The organism is Streptomyces sp. NPDC101227 (assembly GCF_044767545.1).
Classification (GTDB): Bacteria; Actinomycetota; Actinomycetes; order Streptomycetales; family Streptomycetaceae; genus Streptomyces.
On sequence record NZ_JBIWOD010000004.1, the window covers coordinates 314,466 to 329,930 of the forward strand.

Consider the following 15,465-nt stretch of genomic DNA (forward strand, 5'->3'; position numbering starts at 1 on the left):
CGACTTTCCTAGGGCCGCGCCACTTCGCCCGCCTGGGCGGAAGACGTACCGCCAGGGCGCCAGGAGCCCCGCCCGTCACCCCGTCCGTCACCCTGCCCGGGCCGCGCGATCTGATGTACCGTCAGATTCATGACTTCAGGGACCCCTTCCGGGTATCGCCATCGCAAGGTCGCCGTCGCCGGAGTTGCCCTGTCCGACTGCGGACGCGTGGACGAGGCCACCCCTTACGCCCTGCACGCACAGGCCGCCCGCCGGGCGCTCGCCGACAGCGGCCTGGACCGGTCGGTGATCGACGGCTTCGCCTCGGCCGGTCTGGGCACCCTCGCGCCCGTGGAGGTCGCCGAATATCTGGGCCTGCGGCCCACCTGGGTCGACTCCACCTCCGTCGGGGGCGCCACCTGGGAGGTCCTGGCCGCCCACGCCGCCGACGCGATCGCCGCAGGTCACGCCCGCGCCGTACTCCTCGTCTACGGCTCCACCGCGCGCGCCGACATCAAGGCCGGGCGCCGCACCTCCAACCTGTCCTTCGGCGCCCGCGGCCCGCTCCAGTTCGAGGTCCCCTACGGGCACACCCTGATAGCCAAATACGCCATGGCCGCCCGCCGGCACATGCACCAATACGGCACCACGCTGGAACAGCTGGCCGAGATCGCCGTCCAGGCGCGGGCCAACGCGGCGACAAACCCGGACGCCATGTACCGCGACCCGATCACCGTCGACGACGTCCTCTCCGGCCCGATGATCGCCGACCCGTTCACCAAGCTGCACTGCTGCATCCGCTCCGACGGCGGCTGCGCGGTCCTGCTGGTCGCCGAGGACTACGTCCCCGACCTGGCCAAACCTCCTGTCTGGGTGCTCGGTTCGGGCACCTCCGTCTCCCATACGACCATGTCGGAGTGGGCGGACTTCACCGTCTCACCGGCCGCGGTCTCCGGCCGCCTGGCCTTCGAGCGGGCCGGCGTCCGCCCCGCCGAGATCGACCTCGCCGAGATCTACGACGCCTTCACCTACATGACCCTGGTGACGCTGGAGGACCTCGGTTTCTGCGCCAAGGGCGAGGGCGGCGCGTTCGTGGAGAAGGGGCGGCTGCTCCGGGACGGCGAGCTGCCGGTCAATACCGACGGCGGCGGCCTGGCCGCCTGCCACCCGGGCATGCGCGGCCTGTTCCTGCTGGTCGAGGCCGTACGCCAACTCCGCGGCGAGGCCGGTCCCGGCCGCCAGGTCCACAAGGCGGGCGGGCGGCTCCCGCAGCTCGCCGTCGCCTCCGGTACGGGCGGCTGGTTCTGCTCGTCGGGGACGGTGGTGCTGGGGAGGGAGTGAGGGGCCGGGTGCCCGGCGCTCGCGGTGCGGGGGCGACCGCGGGCGTACCGGTCGGCCGGTGCGGGGCTTCCCTGCGGACGTCGCAGGCTGGCGCCACAGACAAACATCCATACGGATGTATTAAACGAACGTCATAGACAAGTGTTTAATACGCTCGTATATTCGGGGTCGTAAGCCATCGAGCACGCACGTCCGCTCCACCCCGAACGCCCCGACCCCGAAGGGAATCCCGCCATGCCCGGCACCGGATCGCGCCCCCGCCCCGCCAAGACCGTGCTGATCTCCGGCGCGAGCGTCGCCGGACCGGCGCTCGCCCACTGGCTGCACCGCTACGGCTTCGCCGTCACCGTCGTCGAGCGCGCACCCGAGCTGCGGACCGGCGGCTACAAGGTCGACATCCGGGGCGCGGCGATCGAGGTCGCGGAGCGGATGGGAATCCTGGAGGACATCCAGCGCGCCAGTACGGACATGCAGACCGGTGCCTACGTCAATGACGACGGCAAGCGCATCGCCACGCTCCCCGCCGACATCTTCGGCGCCCGAATCGGCCGCGACGACGAGATCATGCGTGGCGATCTGGCCCGCATCCTCTACGACCGCACCCGGGACGACGTCGAGTACCTCTTCGGCGACTCGATCGCCTCCCTCACCCCCATCGCCGCCACCGGCGCCCCCACCGGCGCCGCCACCGACGAAGGCGCCGAAGGCATCGACGTCACCTTCGAGCGGGGCGCGCCGCGCCGCTTCGACATCGTCGTCGGCGCGGACGGGGTGCACTCGACCGTACGGCGGCTGGCCTTCGGCCCGGAGGAGCGGTTCAGCCGCCACCTCGGCACCTATCTCGCGGTCTTCTCCATGCCCAACGAGCTCGGCCTGGACCGCGAGGAGCTGTACTACGCACTGCCCAACAAGCTGCTCTGCGAATACAGCTCGGCCGGCGACCCGGCGGCCAAGGGCATGATGAGCTTCCGCTCGCCCCGGCCGGCCCACGACCACCGCGACACCGACCGGCAACTCGCCCTGCTGGAGGCCGCGTTCGAGGGCGACGGAGGCCGCACCCCACGGCTGCTCCGGGCGGCCCGCGAGGCGTCCGACCTCTACTTCGACGGGATGCAGCTGATCGAGATGGACCGCTGGTCGAGCGGCCGGGTGGTGCTGCTCGGCGATGCCGCGCACTGTGCCTCGCCGGCGTCGGGTCAGGGGACCGGGATGGCGCTGGTCGGCGCGTACGTCCTGGCCGGGGAGCTCGCGGCCGCGGGCGGCGATCCGGCGGTGGCCTTCGACCGTTACGAGCGGGAGATGCGCGGCTATGTCGAGGTCAATCACCGGCTGGCGGAGAAGTTCGTGACGGAGATGAACCTGGCGACGCGGCGGGGGATCCGGTTGCGGCATCTGATGCTGCGGATCCTGCCGCACATGCCGTGGAAGAACCTCGTCGCGAAGAAGGTCGCCGAGGATGTGCAGCGGGGGGCGAACGCCATCACGCTCAAGGACTACGGCGCGGTCCGCCCGGCATCGGCGGCCGGACGGCCACGGCGGCGCGGGGCCGCCCCTGCGGCGGCCGCGGCCCTCCCCCCGTACGCTGCCTGACATGGCCGAACTCGCTGCCCACCAGGACTCCCCGGACGACCGCGCCGCCGGCCGTCACCCTTCGGAAGAGGCGGCGGCCCGCGCGTTCCGCGAGCTGCTGCGCGGGCTGCGGGTGTGGGAGAGCGAACTGCCCTCCTTCGATCCGGCGCGCGCCCCGGCCGAACCGCTGCCGCTCTTCCGGCAGTGGCTGCGCGAGGCCGCCGATGCCGGTGTGCCCGAGCCGCACACCATGACGCTGGCCACGGCGGACGCGGCCGGGGACCCTTCCCTGCGGACGCTGATGCTGCACGACGCCGACGAGCGCGGCTGGCACTTCGGCTCGCACCGCGGCAGCCGCAAGGGCCGCGAGCTGGCCGCCCGGCCCCGGGCGGCGCTCGGCTTCTACTGGCCGGCGGTCGGCCGTCAGGTCCGTATCCGGGGGACGGTGACCGAGGCGGGCCCCGAGGAGAGCGCGGCCGATCTGCACCGCCGCTCCACGGGCGCGCTGGCCGCCGCGCTGGTCGGCCACCAGAGCGAGGTCCTCGGCTCCACCGAGGAACTGGCCCGCGCCTCGGACGCCGCCTGGGAACGAGCCCGGCGCGAGCCGGACGCTCCGGTCCCGAGCTGGACGCTGTACGTGCTGCGGGCCGAGGAGGTCGAGTTCTTCCAGGGCGATGCGCGACGCCGTCACGTCCGCCTCAACTACCGCTACGAGGACGAGGGCGGCTGGGCGCACGAGCTGCTGTGGCCGTGACCTGCCGACGGCCTGAAGGCCTGACCGCTTCGGCCTGCCGCGGCCGAAGCGGCGTCACAGCTTCCGGTACATGATGTGGAATCCCACATAGCCCCTTGTGGGGTGCCGGAATCCCTCGGGGATGGTGGTCATGATCTCGAAGCCGAGGGACTGCCACAGGGCGACCGCGGCGGTGTTGGTCTCGACGACCGAGTTGAACTGGATCCCGCGGTAGCCCTCGGCGCGGGCCCAGTCCAGCACATGCTCACCCAGCGCCCGCCCGACACCACGGCGGCCGTGCCGGGGATCGACCATGAAGCTGGCGCTGGCGATATGCGAGCCGCCGCCCGGCTTGTTGGGGTTCATGTTGGCCGTGCCCAGCACCGTACCGACCGCGTCGACGGCGACGACCGTACGGCCCGGCGGTTGGCGCATCCACATCTCCCGGCCGGCCTGGTCATCGAGGTCGGCGGGGTACGGATAGGTCTCCCCGGCCGCGACGATGGCGTGGAAGAACGGCCAGATGGCGGGCCAGTCGGCCGCGGTCGCTTCGCGAATCAGCACAGGGCAAGGGTGACGCGGGGGCCTGCGGCGCGCCACCCGATTCCGTCGGGCGGCGCCGTCACGCGGGCCGGAAAACAGGGACCGCGACCGTGGCCCCGCCACCGCCTTCCGCGCCGGCCGCCTCCTCCCGGAAGTCCACCACCAGCGGCATCCCGATCCGCAGGTCCCGCTCCGCACAGCCGATGACCTCGGTCATCATCCGGGGCCCCTCGGCGAGGTCGACCACGGCCGCCACGTACGGCACGCGGGCACCGAAGGGCGGCAGGTCGTTGCGGTGTACGACGGACCAGGTGTACAGGGTGGCGCGGCCGCCGGCCGGCTCCCATTCGACGTCCTCACCCCAGCAGTACGGGCAGAACTCGCGCGGGTAATGGTGGGCCGCCCCGCACCCGCCGCCTTCGGCCCGGCAGCGCCGCAGCAGCAGCCGCCCCTCCGCCGCGGCGTCCCAGTACGGCCGGGTGAAAGCGTCCATCTCCGGCAGATCACTCCGCGTATGCATTCCGGGTGCCCTCCTGGTGGCGCGGTATGGATCCGGCCGAGTTCTAACTTATCTGACGTCACGTCAGTTCAGCGGATGCGGAGCGGGGTACGCAAGAGGACGTACGACAGCGACCCTCCGGCCTTCGGGCCGACTCCGGTCCTTGGGCGCCTCGGTGCAGGCGACAACGGCGGGCTCCGCGAAGCTTTACCGTGCAGCCCCATTCCTGACAGGCCGTCAGTTCAGTAATCTGACTATGCGTCAGGTAACCAGAGCCGTCACACAGGAGCGGGCGTCTGCGATGCTTGGATCGACTCACGGCACCCTCACCACTCACTCCCGGCCGGCCCGCGTCGTGGCCTGCGGGGAGCAACCACCGCACACCGTCCACGGCGTGCCCGAGGCGCACGAGGGCGACGCCGGGCAGCGATCCGGCGGGGCGGCCGTCGACCGGGACGTCAGCGGGCGCCCGCTGCACGCCCCGGTGCCCGACCTGGACCGTTTCTTCCGGCCCGAGGCCGTGGCGGTGATCGGCGCCTCGGACAGCGAGGGCCGCCCGAACACCGGCATCACCCGTCAGCTGATCGCCTGGGCCGAGCGGGTCGGCGCACGGCTCCATCCCGTCAATCCGGGGCGCGAACGGGTCTTCGGCCGGCCCTGCCACGCCTCCGTCGCCGACCTCCCCGAACCCGTCGACCTCGCCGTCCTGCTGGTCGGCGACCCGGTCCCGGTCATCGAGCAACTGGGCGACGCCAAGGTGAAGTTCGCGGTGGCGTTCGCCTCCGGGTTCGCCGAGACGGGCGCGGACGGCGCGGCGGCGCAGGCCCGGCTGACCGAGGCCGTCGAACGCTCCGGCCTGCGGCTGCTCGGCCCGAACACCAACCTCAACGCCTTCGAGGAATTCCGCGAGGACCTCGACGGCCCGGCCATCGCGCTCATCACGCAGTCGGGCCACCAGGGCCGCCCCGTCTTCACCCTCCAGGAACTGGGCATCCGCCTCTCTCACTGGGCCCCCACCGGCAACGAGGCCGATCTGGAGACCGCCGACTTCCTCTCCTACTTCGCCTCCCGCCCCGAGGTCGGCGCGATCGCCGCGTATGTGGAAGGCCTCAAGGACGGCCGCAGCTTTCTGCTCGCCGCCGACCGCGCCGCCCGCAACAAGGTGCCGGTCGTCGCCGTCAAGGTCGGCCGTACCGAGACCGGCGCCCGGATGGCCGCCTCACACACCGGCAAGCTCACCGGCGCGGACGGCGTCGTGGACGCCGCGATGCGGCAGTTCGGCGTGATCCGGGTGGACGGGCTCGACGAGCTGCAGGACACCGCCGCGCTGCTGGCCCGCGCCAAGCGGCCCACGGCCGAGGGCGTCGCGGTGTATTCGATCTCCGGTGGCACCGGCGCGCACTTCTCGGACCTGGCGACCGCGGCGGGGCTGCGGCTGCCCACCCTCGACGACGCGAAGCAGTCCGAACTGCACCAGTGGATACCGGACTACCTGAACGTCGCCAATCCGATCGACAACGGCGGGCACCCCGTCGGGGACTGGCGGGGCCGCAAGATCATCGACGCGATCCTCGCCGACCCGTCGATCGGCGTTCTCATCTGCCCGATCACCGGGCCCTTCCCGCCCATGAGCGACAAGCTCGCACAGGATCTGGTGGACGCCGCGGAGCAGACGGACAAGCTGGTCTGTGTCGTGTGGGGGTCGCCGGTCGGCACCGAGGACGCCTATCGGCACACCCTCCTCGGCTCCGCTCGCGTGGCGACGTTCCGTACCTTCGCCAACTGCATCACGGCCGTTCGCGCCTATCTCGACCACCACCGGTTCACCGCCGACTACCGCTCGCCGTTCGACGACGCCCCGCGTGTGCTCTCCCCCTCCGCCCGCAAGGCGCAGGCGCTGATGCGTCCGGGCCAGCAGCTCAGCGAGCACGCGGCCAAGCAGCTGCTGCGTGCCTACGGCATCCGCGTGCCGCGCGAACAGCTGGTGACCAGCGCGGCGGCGGCCGTACGGGCGGCGAGTCAGGTCGGCTATCCCGTGGTCATGAAGGCCTCCGGGCCGCAACTGGCCCATAAGACCGAACTCGGCCTGGTGAAGGTCGGGCTGACCTCCGCCAGCCAGGTGCGGGACGCCTACCGCGAGCTCACGGACATCGCCCGCTACGAGGGCGTACCCCTCGACGGGGTGCTGGTCTGCCAGATGATCGAGCGGGGCGTGGAGATGGTCGTCGGGGTCACGCATGACAGCCTCTTCGGACCGACGGTGACGGTCGGGCTGGGCGGGGTCCTCGTGGAAGTACTGCGGGATGTCGCGGTGGGCGTGCCGCCCTTCGGCGAGGACCAGGCGCGGGCGATGCTCGGCGAACTGCGCGGCCACGCCCTCCTGGACGGTGTGCGGGGCGCACCGCCCGCGGATGTCGACGCGCTGGTCGAGGTCGTCCTGCGCGTGCAGCGGATGGCGCTCGAACTGGGCGATGACCTGGCCGAGCTGGACATCAATCCGCTGGTCGTCCTGCCGCGGGGACAGGGTGCCGTGGCCCTCGATGCGCTCGCCGTGTGTCACGGCCCCCACGGGGCCCACGCCTCGTAATCGCCGACGCCGCCACCGACCCCGCCACCGGGCCCACGGCCGCCATCCCCACCGCACCCCTTGGAGCCGCTCCCCCATGACGTCCTCCCCCGAGTCCCCCGGCGCCCCCGAGCCCGCCGGATCCACCGGATCCGCCGAACCGCTCGACGGCCCCTCACCGTCCGTTGACTCCTTGATACTCCACGCCACTGACAACGGCGTCTCGTGGATCACCCTCAACCGCCCCGCCGCGCTGAACGCCCTCACCTGGGACCAGCGCGAACGCCTCATCGAGCTGCTCGCGGACGCCTCGGCCGACCCCGGCGTACGGGCCGTGGTGATCACCGCGACCGGCAAGGGCTTCTGCGCCGGCGCCGATCTGCGCGGCGCGCCGTCAGCCGGCGCCGAGCGGGTCGCGGGCGATGTCGCCCGGATGATCCGGCGCGGGGCGCAGCGCTTCATCGGCGCCGTGCTGGACTGCGAGAAGCCCGTGATCGCCGCCGTCAACGGCACCGCGGCCGGGATCGGCGCGCATCTGGCGCTCGCCTGCGATCTGGTCCTGGCCGCCGAATCGGCCCGTTTCATCGAGGTGTTCGTACGCCGCGGACTGGTCCCCGACGGCGGTGGCGCCTACCTCTTGCCCCGGCTGATCGGCCCACAGCGCGCCAAGGAGCTGATGTTCTTCGGCGACGCCGTCCCGGCCGCCGAGGCCGAGCGGCTGGGCCTGGTCAACCGAGTGGTCCCGGACGGCGAGCTGGAGAAGACGGCGCGGGAGTGGGCCGAGCGCCTGGCGGCCGGCCCGACCCGGGCGCTGGCCCTCACCAAACAGCTGGTCAACGCCTCGCTCGACGCCGACCGGGCCGCGGCCTTCACCGCCGAGGCCACCGCCCAGGAGATCAACATGACCACCGCCGACGCCCAGGAAGGCGTCGCCTCCTTCGTGGCGCGCCGCAAGCCGACGTACCGGGGCCGGTAGGAGGACGGCGGGCGGCACGGGGGTCGCCCGCCGCACGGGCGTCGCCCTTCGCACGGGCCGGGGACGGTCGTCGGAGCTGACATCCGGGTCGCGCCCCGACGCGACGCCCACCGCGCCCCCGCCGTCCGCCGCCCCACCCGATCCCCCGGTGACTGCCCCCGCCGCCCACAACAGGCCGGCCGCGAGCACCCCGGCCCACACGGCACCGCCGAGCCTGCCGCCTGCCGCCGCCACCATTCGCCGACTCCCTGTAAGCCCGTAGGGCCGGCCACATGGCCGGCCCCCCACCTGGCACACGCGCGGCGCCCCCGCCCCGCATGACACACCTCGACGTGACCTGCATCACATAGTGCCGACCGTGCCGCATCCCCACACCTCGCGACACATCGCGGGCGCATCGCCACGCAACGCACCGCATCGCAACCCGTCACGGCACATCACGGCGCCTCACATGGCGCTAGCAGTACGGCACCTCACGCGTATTGCGGGTCCGCACCCCCGGCAGCCAGCCCGTCACGCCCCGCCTGGCGGTCACCAGGTACCAGCGGGTGGACGTCACCCCCGCCTCATCACGGACCAGCCGCCCATCGGCGATCACGCAGTGCGCGGCCAGCACATCGCCGTGCCATACGCGGCCCGCGGAGTTGTCCCGCGCGGCGTAGCGGACGTGCGGGTCCCTGGCCAGCCGCAGCCCGCACTCCAGTGAACGGATCCGGCGGCAGGCCGACTCGCTGTTGTAGACGGTGACCGGCACCGCGCGGACACCGGCGGCCGGCTGCCGCTCACCGGCGCCCGGACGCACCAGCCACCACGCCCCGAGCGCCACGGCGGCCACCGTGGCGGCGACCGCGAGCGCGAGGACGTACGTCCTCCGGCGCGGCGGCAGGGGCGACACGGGCGCCTTATGTGCCACCCGGGGCCCGGGAGCAGGTCCGGGTCCTGCCCCCTTGATGCGGGCCCACAACCCGGCCGGCACCTCGATCCGCTCGTCCGCGCGCCGCAGCCGCTCGCGCAGCAGCGCCTCGGCGTCGTCCCCCGCACCCACCGTGCCGCTCACCTCCCCGCCCGTCCGTGCTGCGATGCCACGAGGTGCGCGCGCAGCCTGTCCAGCGCGCGGGCGCGGTGCCGGGCGGCCGTGCCGCGGTGCACCTTCATGATCCTCGCGGCCTGGTCGATGGTGTAGCCGTCGAGGTCGACGAGGATGACGATGCCGGCCTGGCGCTGCGACAACCGCCCCAGCAGGCGTACCGCTTCGAGCTCGGCATGCCGCCACTCCACGCCGCCGTCCCAGCCCCCGGCCGCCCCGCCGGCCCCCGCCCCGAAGCCGCCGGGCCCGACCGCGCCGACTTCCTCGACGCCCTCCACCGCATCGACCAGCACCTGGCGGCGGTCCTTGCGATGGGCGTCGCGGGCGATGTTGAGCACCGCGGTGAAGGCGTAGGCGTACGGCTCCGGATGGGCGAGGAAGCGCTGGGGCCGGGCGGCGAGCTTGAGGTAGGCCTCATGCACCACGTCCTCCGCGGACTGTCTCGATCCGGCCAGCAGCACCGCACGCCGGTAGAGCCGGGGCAGCAGCCCGCAGAAGACCTCGTCGAAGGTGGGTGACACGGCAGACGGAGGTGACGACGACGTCGCATCTGCCATGTGGTGGAACTCCCCCGTGCCGGACTACGGGTGGCGACCGAGACGGAAGTCACCCGTGCAGTCCGTAGCCAACCAGGCGCCACCCGCCAATCTCCCCCGAATACCGCCTACATCACCCCTGAGTCACCCCAAACCACCCCCGCGAGTGGCAGCCCCCGGCACCCGCCCGACGGCGGCCCGCCACCGCCCCTCCATGCCTCGGCACCCGTCCGGGGACTTCCCATCTGACGCAGCATCAGATTCAATGAATTCATGATGGGACACGCGGGAATGGCGGCCACGGCCGTGCGCTATCTACGCTCGGTCGGCGCGCCGACCACGGCTTCCCCGCCAGGCGCGGACGCATCGGCCGACCCGGCCGCCGCCCCCGCACCGCACCGACGCCCCGCGCTGCGCGCCGTACGGGAGGATGAGCGCGCCCCCCTGGACCCGGCCGAATTCCGCTCCGTCCTGGGGAACTTCGCCAGTGGCGTCACGGTCATCACGGCACCGGGCGAAGCCGGTCCGGCCGGCTTCGCCTGTCAGTCGTTCGCGTCGCTCTCCCTCGACCCGCCGCTGGTGACGTTCATGGTGGCGCGTACGTCGACCACCTGGCCGGTGATCGCCCGCGCCGGGGTCTTCTGCGTCAACATCCTCGGCGCCGAACAGGGCGAACTGTGCCGCGGGTTCGCGGTCAGCGGCGGCGACAAGTTCGCGGGCGTCTCGTATGTGGCGGCGCCGGCGACCGGTTCGCCGCGGCTGACGGGCGTGCCCGCCTGGATCGACTGCACCATCCACGCGGTGCACACCGGTGGCGACCATCTGATCGTGGTCGGCCAGGTCGACGCCCTCGCCGCGGACCCGGCCGCCGCCGAGGCCGGGCCGCTGCTCTTCCACCGGGGCGCCTTCGGGCGGCTCAGCGGCTGACGGCGGCCGGGCTCCGCGCCTCCGTGCCCTCAGCGTCGGGTCAGCTCATACCGGTCCCCCACGTCAGGATCGTCCCGGTCGTAGTAGAGCACCGGCCGGTACTGCGAACCGCCGATGTCCCACTGCGCCCCGCAGTCGCCGGTCACCGCCACGGTCGGGCCGTTGTCCGGCAGGGGCTGCCGAAGGCTCCAGTGACCGGTGCCGTCACAGCGTTCCCCGGGGTCGCCCACCCGCGACGCGCTCGCCGTCCCGTCGGCGCGCAGCCGCAGCGTGCCGCCGGAGCCGTCCTCCCAGACGCCGACGAGCGCGGAACGCGTCAGGTTCGGCGGCTCGTCCCCGGGCAGCACCCCGGCGTCGAAGGCGCCCACGACCAGCAGGGCCGCCCCGACGGCGGCCGCGACTCCGCCACCCTTGACGGTGAAGGGCAGCCGCGTGGAACGCCGGGCGGCGGAGTCCCGGGCGGCGTACGCGGCAAACAGCACGGCGGGTACGCCGATGACCGTCAGCGCCGGCCACCACGCGAGGTACCGCAAAGGCGCCACGGTGCCGTAGAGGAACGCGAAGATCGCGCTGTACACAACGGTCGCGCAGGCCGCCGAGAAGGGCGTGGCGATCACCGGCCACCACCACGCGGGCCGCCCCGGCAGGCGGCCCCGGCCGACGGCCCACCGCGCCAGCCAGAGGGAGGGCAGCACCAGGGTCGTCGTCACCACGAACCCTGGTACGGCGCCCAGGAGGATCACCACGGGCAGCACGAACACCATCAGGAAGGCGCTGTTGGACGGCCCCACCGACCCGCCGAGTCCGGATATCGTCACCGCGGCGCCCGCGACCAGCAGTTCGCCCAGCAGCGTGGCCATCGAGGCCGCGAAGGCCGGCCGGCTCCAGAACACCGCACCGGCCGTCCCACCTCTGGTCATGCTCATCCGGCACCACCCCTCCCACCGGGATCATGCACCCGGCGGAAACCCGCCCCGCGACCAGGTCGCCCTAAGCGCCCCGGCGCCGCCGGATGACCAGCGCCATCAGCGCCGCGACCGCGCACAGCGCCCCGGAGGCGTACCAGACCGGGTTGTACGTACCGAAGGCGTCCCGCGCCAGGCCGCCCAGGAAGGCGATCAGGGCGGCGCCCACCTGGTGGGCGGCCAGCACCCAGCCGAAGACGATCGCGCCGTCCTCGCCGTAGTACTCGCGGCACAGCGCGATGGTCGGCGGGACGGTCGCGACCCAGTCCAGGCCGTAGAAGACGATGAAGAAGACCATGGGCGGGTGGACGGTGTCCGCGAGGAGCAGCGGCAGGAACATCAGCGAGACGCCGCGCAGGCCGTAGTACACGGCGAGCAGCCGGCGCGTGTCGAAGCGGTCGGTGAACCAGCCCGAGGCGATGGTCCCGACGATGTCGAAGACGCCGATCACCGCGAGGAGCGAGGCGGCGGCCGTCATCGGCATTCCGTGGTCGTGCGCGGCGGGCACGAAGTGGGTCTTGACCAGGCCGTTCGTCGTGGCGCCGCAGATCGCGAAGGTGCCGGCCAGCAGCCAGAACGGCCCCGTGCCGGCCGCGGACACCAGCGCCCGCACCGCACGCCGGGCCGCGCCCCGCTGCGCCGGCGGCTTGGCCACGAACTCCGTCGCCCCGTACGGCGCCAGGCCCACACTCGCCGGGTGGTCGCGCAGCAGCAGCCACACCAGGGGGACGACCGCGAGCGCGGCGAGCGCCACGGTGACGGCGGCGGGCCGCCAGCCGTGCCGCTCCACCATCCAGGACAGCAACGGGAGAAAGACCAGCTGCCCGGAGGCGCCGGCCGCCGTGAGGATGCCGGTCACCAGCCCGCGCCGCGCGACGAACCAGCGCCCGGTGACCGTGGCGGCGAACGCCAGCGCCATCGAGCCGCTGCCCAGCCCCACCAACACACCCCACAGCAGGACGAGTTGCCAGCTGGTGGTCATGAATACGGTCAGTCCGGCACCGACCGCGATCAGCGTCAGGGCGGCGGCGACCACCCGGCGGATCCCGAAGCGGTCCATCAGCGCGGCGGCGAACGGCGCGGTCAGCCCGTACAGCGCGAGATTGACGGACACCGCGAAGCCGATGGTGGCGCGCGACCAGTGGAACTCGGCGTGCAGCGGATCGATGAGCAGACCGGGCAGCGAGGCGAAGCCGGCGGCGCCGATGATGGTGAGGAAGGCGACGGCGGCGACGGACCACGCCCGGTGGGGCCGCCGGCGGCGGGCGGGGACGGGTTCGGGCGTCGCGACGGGCGGCGTCGGTGGGGATATCTGCTCGGGTATCTGGCTCACCCGAGCAGCATCACCGACCGGTCCGTACGGAACGAGTGGCCGAAGGGCCAGCCTTCGCCAGGATCGGGCCAGCGGGGCGCCCCACCCGACGCACCGGCCCCCACCGCACCGCTACCCGAACGTCAAAACGCCCCGGGCCACCCGCCCATGGTGCGCATCATCGGCGGCCTTGGCGAAGTCCTCCACCGGATAGGTCTCGCTCACCAGCTCGTCCAGCAGCAACCGCCCTTCCCGGTACATCCGGGCGTAGAGCGCGATGTCCCGCTGCGGCCGGGCCGATCCGTACCGGCATCCCAGGATCGACTTGTCCAAGTACATCGACGACACCACGAACGACGCCTCCGCGCTGGCCGGCGGCACCCCGAGCAGGACCGCCTGCCCATGCCGGTCCAGCAGATCGACCGCCTGCCGGATCAGCCGCGTACTGCCCACACACTCGAAGGCGTGATCGGCACCGGTCGGCAGGATCGCCTTGACCGCCTTGACGCCGTCCACCACCGCCGACGCATCGATGAAATGCGTCGCCCCGAACTGCCGCGCCACCGCCTCCTTGGCCGGATTGGCGTCCACCGCGACGATCGTCGACGCCCCCGCGATCCGCGCCCCCTGAAGCACATTGAGCCCGATGCCACCGGCGCCGATGACCACGACCGAATCCCCGCGGTCCACCTTCGCGCGGTTGAGCACGGCCCCGACCCCGGTCAGCACCCCGCACCCGATCAATGCGGCGGACGTCATCGGAATATCCTCGGCGATCTTCACGGCCTGCACCGCCTTGACGACCGTACGCTCCGCGAACGCCGAGTTCGAGGCGAAGTTGAACAGCTCCGTGTCCCCCCGCCGGAACGGTTTCCCCGGCATCCCGATCGCCTTGCGGCACATCGTCGGACGCCCCCGGTCGCACTCTCCGCACGCCCCGCAGTTGGCCAGCGTCGACAGGGCGACGTGATCACCGGGCGCCACATGCTCAACCCCCGCCCCCACGGCCTCGACCACCCCGGCCCCTTCGTGGCCCAGCACCACCGGCACCGGAAACGGAATGGTCCCGTCGATGACCGACAGATCGCTGTGGCACAGCCCGGCGGCCCGGATCGCGACCAGCACCTCTCCCGGCCCCGGATCCCGCACCTCCAGATCGTCCACGACCCGGGTCCGCTCGCCGTCGAAAATAACGCCCCTCATCGCCGTTCCCCTCTGGGCAGGCCGAGCACGCGCTCGGCGAGGATGTTGCGCTGAATCTCGTCCGAGCCGCCGTAAAGGGTGTCGGCCCGGCTGAACAGGAACAGCCGCTGGAGCGCATCCAGTTCGTACGGCGCCCGCGCGGACCAGTCGCCGGGCCCCGACACCGCGGCGGCTCCCCGCACCCGCATGGCCAGCTCTCCCAGCCGCCGGTGCCAGCCGCCCCACAGCAGCTTCGCCACGCTGGGCGCGCCCGCGTCCCCGGACGCCCCCAGGGTCCGCAGCGCATTCCACCGCATGACGTTCAACTCGGCCCACTGGGCGATGAGTTGATCGCGCAGTACGGGATCCCGTACCGCGCCGCGCGCGACCGCCTCGCCGACCACCTCAGCCAGCTCCGCCGCGAACCCGATCTGCTGGACGAGCGTCGACACCCCCCGCTCCCACGCCAGCAGCCCCATCGCCACCCGCCAGCCGGCACCCTCCCCGCCCACCACATGCTCGCCCCGCGCCACCGCCCCGTCGAAGAACACCTCGTTGAATTCCGAGGTCCCCGACATCTGCCGGATCGGCCGCACCTCGATGCGCCCCGGCTGGTCCATCGGCACCAGCAGAAAAGACAGCCCCCGGTGCCGCCGCTCCCCCGGATCCGTCCGCGCCAGCACAAAACACCAGTCGGCTTCCCCGGCCAGCGACGTCCAGATCTTCTGCCCGCTGACCCGGTACGCTCCCCCGTCCCGTACGGCGGCCGTGCGCACCCCCGCCAGATCCGATCCCGCGTCCGGCTCGCTGTACCCCTGGCACCACAATTCCTCCCCCCGCGCGATAGCCGGCAAAAACCGCTCCCGCTGCGCCTCGTCCCCATAAGCGATGAGCGTCGGCGCCAGCAAGTTCTCCCCGATATGCCCCACCCGGCCGGGAGCCCTCGCCCGCGCGTATTCCTCGGCCCACACCACCTGTTGCGTCAGCGTCGCCGGACGATTCCCGTACGAGCCGTGCGCACGGTCCCATCCGAGCCCTATCCAGCCACCGGCTCCGAGTTCCCGCTCCCACTCCCACCGCACCGGGAAACCCTCATGCTCGCTGCCGGGGCCTCCCGCCCCGCCCAATTCGGCATAAGGGCCCACGAGATGACGCGACAGCCAGTCACGAACCTCACCCCGGAATTCGCCGTCCGCACTTTCGAACCCAAAGTCCACGCCAGCCTCCCAGGAACGCCCGCACCCATGCCC

General features: G+C 72.6%; 14 protein-coding genes. 6 read left to right on the plus strand and 8 right to left on the minus strand.

Features of this window, described 5'->3' with window-relative positions:
- Positions 1-129 precede the first annotated feature (129 nt).
- From ACIRPT_RS11000 to ACIRPT_RS11010, 3 genes are all read left to right on the plus strand, one after another.
- A complete protein-coding gene (locus ACIRPT_RS11000; protein WP_403825294.1) occupies positions 130-1,320 on the plus strand; it encodes a thiolase C-terminal domain-containing protein in 1,191 nt (396 codons plus the stop codon).
- 234 nt (positions 1,321-1,554) lie between these two features.
- Positions 1,555-2,910 carry an FAD-dependent monooxygenase gene (locus ACIRPT_RS11005; RefSeq protein ID WP_403825297.1) on the plus strand — a complete coding sequence of 452 codons (1,356 nt, stop codon included), beginning with the start codon at positions 1,555-1,557 and terminating at the stop codon, positions 2,908-2,910.
- Position 2,911: 1 nt separating this feature from the next.
- Positions 2,912-3,643: a pyridoxal 5'-phosphate synthase gene (locus ACIRPT_RS11010; RefSeq protein ID WP_403825300.1), complete on the plus strand. Its 732-nt coding sequence runs from the start codon at positions 2,912-2,914 to the stop codon at positions 3,641-3,643.
- A gap of 54 nt (positions 3,644-3,697) precedes the next feature.
- Here the strand turns inward: ACIRPT_RS11010 and ACIRPT_RS11015 are convergent, their stop codons facing one another.
- Positions 3,698-4,186, minus strand: coding sequence for a GNAT family N-acetyltransferase (locus ACIRPT_RS11015; RefSeq protein WP_403825303.1), 489 nt, complete (start codon positions 4,184-4,186; stop codon positions 3,698-3,700).
- Positions 4,187-4,244: 58 nt separating this feature from the next.
- Positions 4,245-4,685, minus strand: a complete 441-nt coding sequence (locus ACIRPT_RS11020) for a Zn-ribbon domain-containing OB-fold protein (RefSeq protein ID WP_403825306.1) — start codon at positions 4,683-4,685, stop codon at positions 4,245-4,247.
- Between the two features lie 280 nt (positions 4,686-4,965).
- Here ACIRPT_RS11020 and ACIRPT_RS11025 point away from each other — a divergent pair, with 280 nt between their 5' ends.
- Together ACIRPT_RS11025 and ACIRPT_RS11030 are read left to right on the plus strand one after the other, a co-directional pair.
- Positions 4,966-7,251 (plus strand): acetate--CoA ligase family protein, encoded by a 2,286-nt coding sequence (locus ACIRPT_RS11025; protein ID WP_403825309.1) that lies wholly within the window; start codon positions 4,966-4,968, stop codon positions 7,249-7,251.
- A gap of 76 nt (positions 7,252-7,327) precedes the next feature.
- Positions 7,328-8,206: an enoyl-CoA hydratase/isomerase family protein gene (locus ACIRPT_RS11030; protein WP_403825312.1), complete on the plus strand. Its 879-nt coding sequence runs from the start codon at positions 7,328-7,330 to the stop codon at positions 8,204-8,206.
- A 457-nt stretch (positions 8,207-8,663) separates the two neighbouring features.
- Here ACIRPT_RS11030 and ACIRPT_RS11035 read toward each other — a convergent pair whose 3' ends face one another.
- Positions 8,664-9,263: a hypothetical protein gene (locus ACIRPT_RS11035; RefSeq protein WP_403825315.1), complete on the minus strand. Its 600-nt coding sequence runs from the start codon at positions 9,261-9,263 to the stop codon at positions 8,664-8,666.
- Complete coding sequence (locus ACIRPT_RS11040; RefSeq protein ID WP_403825318.1) at positions 9,260-9,850, minus strand: RNA polymerase sigma factor; 591 nt, start codon at positions 9,848-9,850, stop codon at positions 9,260-9,262. Before ACIRPT_RS11040 ends, ACIRPT_RS11035 begins: the two co-directional genes overlap by 4 nt.
- 270 nt (positions 9,851-10,120) lie before the next feature.
- Between ACIRPT_RS11040 and ACIRPT_RS11045 the strand changes: the two genes are divergently transcribed.
- Positions 10,121-10,756: a flavin reductase family protein gene (locus ACIRPT_RS11045; protein WP_403825882.1), complete on the plus strand. Its 636-nt coding sequence runs from the start codon at positions 10,121-10,123 to the stop codon at positions 10,754-10,756.
- A 29-nt stretch (positions 10,757-10,785) separates the two neighbouring features.
- On the opposite strand, the gene ACIRPT_RS11050 is transcribed toward ACIRPT_RS11045, so the two are convergent.
- The 4 genes from ACIRPT_RS11050 to ACIRPT_RS11065 all read right to left on the minus strand — a co-directional run bounded on the left by ACIRPT_RS11050 (position 10,786) and on the right by ACIRPT_RS11065 (position 15,432).
- The gene (locus tag ACIRPT_RS11050; RefSeq protein ID WP_403825321.1) at positions 10,786-11,682 is read right to left on the minus strand and encodes a hypothetical protein; all 897 of its coding nucleotides are present in this window, start codon (positions 11,680-11,682) and stop codon (positions 10,786-10,788) included.
- 64 nt (positions 11,683-11,746) lie between these two features.
- Positions 11,747-13,033 carry an MFS transporter gene (locus ACIRPT_RS11055; protein ID WP_403825885.1) on the minus strand — a complete coding sequence of 429 codons (1,287 nt, stop codon included), beginning with the start codon at positions 13,031-13,033 and terminating at the stop codon, positions 11,747-11,749.
- 132 nt (positions 13,034-13,165) lie between these two features.
- A complete protein-coding gene (locus ACIRPT_RS11060; protein ID WP_403825324.1) occupies positions 13,166-14,236 on the minus strand; it encodes a Zn-dependent alcohol dehydrogenase in 1,071 nt (356 codons plus the stop codon).
- Positions 14,233-15,432: an acyl-CoA dehydrogenase family protein gene (locus ACIRPT_RS11065; RefSeq protein ID WP_403825327.1), complete on the minus strand. Its 1,200-nt coding sequence runs from the start codon at positions 15,430-15,432 to the stop codon at positions 14,233-14,235. Before ACIRPT_RS11065 ends, ACIRPT_RS11060 begins: the two co-directional genes overlap by 4 nt.
- Positions 15,433-15,465: the final 33 nt, after the last annotated feature.

Excerpts from the sequence above, each read along its gene's own strand:
- ACIRPT_RS11000 (WP_403825294.1), top strand. The coding sequence starts at position 130 with ATGACTTCAGGGACCCCTTCCGGGTATCGCCATCGCAAGGTCGCCGTC.
- ACIRPT_RS11005 (WP_403825297.1), top strand. The coding sequence starts at position 1,555 with ATGCCCGGCACCGGATCGCGCCCCCGCCCCGCCAAGACCGTGCTGATC.
- ACIRPT_RS11010 (WP_403825300.1), top strand. The coding sequence starts at position 2,912 with ATGGCCGAACTCGCTGCCCACCAGGACTCCCCGGACGACCGCGCCGCC.
- ACIRPT_RS11020 (WP_403825306.1), bottom strand. The coding sequence starts at position 4,685 with ATGCATACGCGGAGTGATCTGCCGGAGATGGACGCTTTCACCCGGCCG.
- ACIRPT_RS11025 (WP_403825309.1), top strand. The coding sequence starts at position 4,966 with ATGCTTGGATCGACTCACGGCACCCTCACCACTCACTCCCGGCCGGCC.
- ACIRPT_RS11030 (WP_403825312.1), top strand. The coding sequence starts at position 7,328 with ATGACGTCCTCCCCCGAGTCCCCCGGCGCCCCCGAGCCCGCCGGATCC.
- ACIRPT_RS11040 (WP_403825318.1), bottom strand. The coding sequence starts at position 9,850 with ATGGCAGATGCGACGTCGTCGTCACCTCCGTCTGCCGTGTCACCCACC.
- ACIRPT_RS11045 (WP_403825882.1), top strand. The coding sequence starts at position 10,121 with ATGGCGGCCACGGCCGTGCGCTATCTACGCTCGGTCGGCGCGCCGACC.
- ACIRPT_RS11050 (WP_403825321.1), bottom strand. The coding sequence starts at position 11,682 with ATGAGCATGACCAGAGGTGGGACGGCCGGTGCGGTGTTCTGGAGCCGG.
- ACIRPT_RS11060 (WP_403825324.1), bottom strand. The coding sequence starts at position 14,236 with ATGAGGGGCGTTATTTTCGACGGCGAGCGGACCCGGGTCGTGGACGAT.